This window comes from Palleronia sp. (assembly GCF_042089775.1).
Taxonomy (GTDB): domain Bacteria; phylum Pseudomonadota; class Alphaproteobacteria; order Rhodobacterales; family Rhodobacteraceae; genus Palleronia.
In genome coordinates this window covers 1-2520 of sequence record NZ_JBELKF010000259.1, presented here as the reverse complement: position 1 = coordinate 2520, position 2520 = coordinate 1, and the positions used below count along the sequence as shown (strand labels likewise).

At 56.3% G+C, this 2520-nt stretch carries 3 protein-coding genes; all 3 read left to right on the top strand.

Going from position 1 to position 2520, the window contains the following annotated elements; translation table 11 throughout:
• A partial coding sequence (locus ACFDS3_RS20875) for a hypothetical protein (protein WP_375264241.1) occupies positions 1-442 on the top strand: 442 nt, incomplete at its 5' end.
• Positions 439-1521 carry a glycosyltransferase gene (locus tag ACFDS3_RS20870; protein WP_375264240.1) on the top strand — a complete coding sequence of 361 codons (1083 nt, stop codon included), beginning with the start codon at positions 439-441 and terminating at the stop codon, positions 1519-1521. The genes ACFDS3_RS20875 and ACFDS3_RS20870, both read left to right, overlap by 4 nt.
• A 59-nt stretch (positions 1522-1580) precedes the next feature.
• Positions 1581-2520, top strand: a 940-nt coding sequence (locus ACFDS3_RS20865) for a glycosyltransferase (protein WP_375264239.1), incomplete at its 3' end; no start/stop codon positions are given.

Sequence of the window (2520 nt, the reverse complement as noted above, 5' to 3'; positions counted from 1 at the left end):
GGCGAATGTTGTTGGTGGAGTTATTGTCCTTAAAGAACCTGCGGCGCTTTACCGACGACACGACGAAGCTTTAACGGGGATGTATGCGAAGGAAACCGTAACCGGGCGAGTCGCTCGTGCGAGGATGGTATCGGCAAATCATTATCTGTTCCTAAGTGAGGTGGCCGCCGAGTGCAGCCATTACATCCTGAATTTACGCGCTCGGGCAACAGAGACATTCCAAGCGGCAAGCTTTTTGGAGGCCGCAGAGGCATATCAAAAGCTCTCCGAAATTCAGAAGTTTCGTCATCGCCTATATGGCTCAACGAGTCTTTCGGAAAGGGCTACGTGCCTATATAATATTGCCAAAAGTGGCGGATATACCGGTCCGCCCTTTTACGCGATGGGAGTGAAGAGTGCTGCAAAGGATCTGGCGCGAGTGATTGTAGGCAATGCGCTGTGATCAGCATATTCCTTCCCGACCTTCGCGGTGGTGGAGCCGAGCGCATCCGGATTGTCCTTGCCCATGAATTTGTGCGCGCTGGCCATAATGTAGAGTTCGTACTGATGCAGGCGCAGGGAGAGTTACTGAGCGAGGTACAGGAGTACTTTCCCGTCCAAACACTTGGCTGTAGACGTATGCGTCAAACGCCGATGCGTCTTGCGGGATACCTCAGGGAACGACGTCCCGTTGCGCTTCTAGCCGCCATGTGGCCACTGTCAGTCATTGCTCCGGGAATGCGGCTTACCGGCTACCGAGGCCGCGTCGTCTTATCTGAGCACGGCATCCTCTCTGCCCAGTATGACAGTTGGGGCCGCACCCATCGCGCAGCACTTCGTAGCAGCATGGCATCCGCCTCTCGGTTGGCCCATGCACGTGTGGGCGTTTCTTCCGGAGTTGCTGCCGATATGGCGGCGTTGTCGAGCATCCCGCGCAGAAAGATTGATGTGATCTACAACCCCGTGTCGCCTCACCCAATACCAAATACACGAATTACGGAAAGGATCGATGCGCTGTGGAACGTACCACGTGGCGCACGGATCGTCACAGTTGGCAGCATGAAACCGGTGAAAAACCACTCTTTGCTCTTACGGGCCTTCGCTAAACTGAAGCGCCTGGACGCTAGTCTAATGTTTGTGGGAGCAGGAGCTGGCGAAGCAGATTTGCGCGCACTGGCTAACGAGTTGGGGATCACGCAACAGGTGATCTTCGCCGGCTTCCATCCCGATCCAACACCTTTCTACCAAACCGCCGATTTGTTCGTGCTTTCGTCCGATTATGAGGGGTTCGGCAACGTAATTGTCGAAGCCTTGGCCACCGGAACACCTGTGGTATCAACCGACTGTCCCGCGGGTCCGGCAGAGATTTTAGAAAATGGCAAGTACGGTCACCTTGTCCCAGTTAACGATGCACAGTCTCTTGCAGATGCTATGCATGCGGCACTCGTCGAACCATATGATCCCGACTTCCTAAAGAAACGCGCATCCGACTTTGCTCCGGCGATTGCGGCCAAGCGTTACCTGGAATTGCTATGTCCCTGATCCCTACCCTGTACCTCACCCGTAACGGGCTTCTCGAGCCACTGGGCCAGAGCCAAGTAATGAGCTATCTCCGCGGGCTTTCGCGCGATCATTCCATCACCTTGGTCACCTTTGAAAAGCCGGAGGACTGGGCGGATAATGCTGCGATGATGCGGGCGCGTGCCGACTGCGCAGCTTACGGAATAGAGTGGTACCCACAGCGCTTCCGCAAAAGCCCGCGGCTGATTGCTCCGGCTTGGGGCCAGTTGGTGATGGGAGCCGTAACGCTGCGTCTTGTGCAATCCAAAAAAGTTAAGCTGATCCATGCGCGCTCCTACATGCCAGCCGTGATCGCGTGGGCTATTTGGAAACTGACAAGGACGCCCTTCATATTCGACATGCGTGCGCTCTGGCCGGAAGAATTGGTTACAGCTGGTCGTCTTCGCCGCGGCTCCTTGCTCCACCGGACAATCCAACGCACGGAGCGCATCTGCTTGCGCGATGCCGCGGGCGTCGTGTCACTGACCGAGGCGGCCGTTGGCTACCTGAAAGAGAGCTACCCGCGGGAACTTTTAGGAAAGAACATCACCGTTATCCCCACCTGTGCGGACCTCAATCGCTTCACGCCATCAGTCGAGCCGCCAGAAAACTTCGTCTATGGTTGCGTAGGCACGGTACTGAGCGGATGGTTTAAGGTCGACTGGCTCTCAGCCTTTTTTCGAGCCGTTGCCCGGCGCGACCCAAATAGCCGTTTTGAGGTGATCACCCGCGACGATGCCGATGCAGTCCGGCTCCGGCTAGACCCGACCGACAAGCTGTCGAAACTCTCGATCTTAGCCTCACCCCCACAGGAAGTTCACAAAGCGGTGCAGCGGCAAAACGCTTCTGCCATGTTTTATGCCGGAGGTGAGGTTTCGGAACTGGGCCGCAGTCCCACTCGAATGGCTGAGATCCTTGGCTGCGGCAATCCGGTAGTAACGAATGAAGGCGTAGGCGATGTCGCCGGCATCGTTCGGCGCA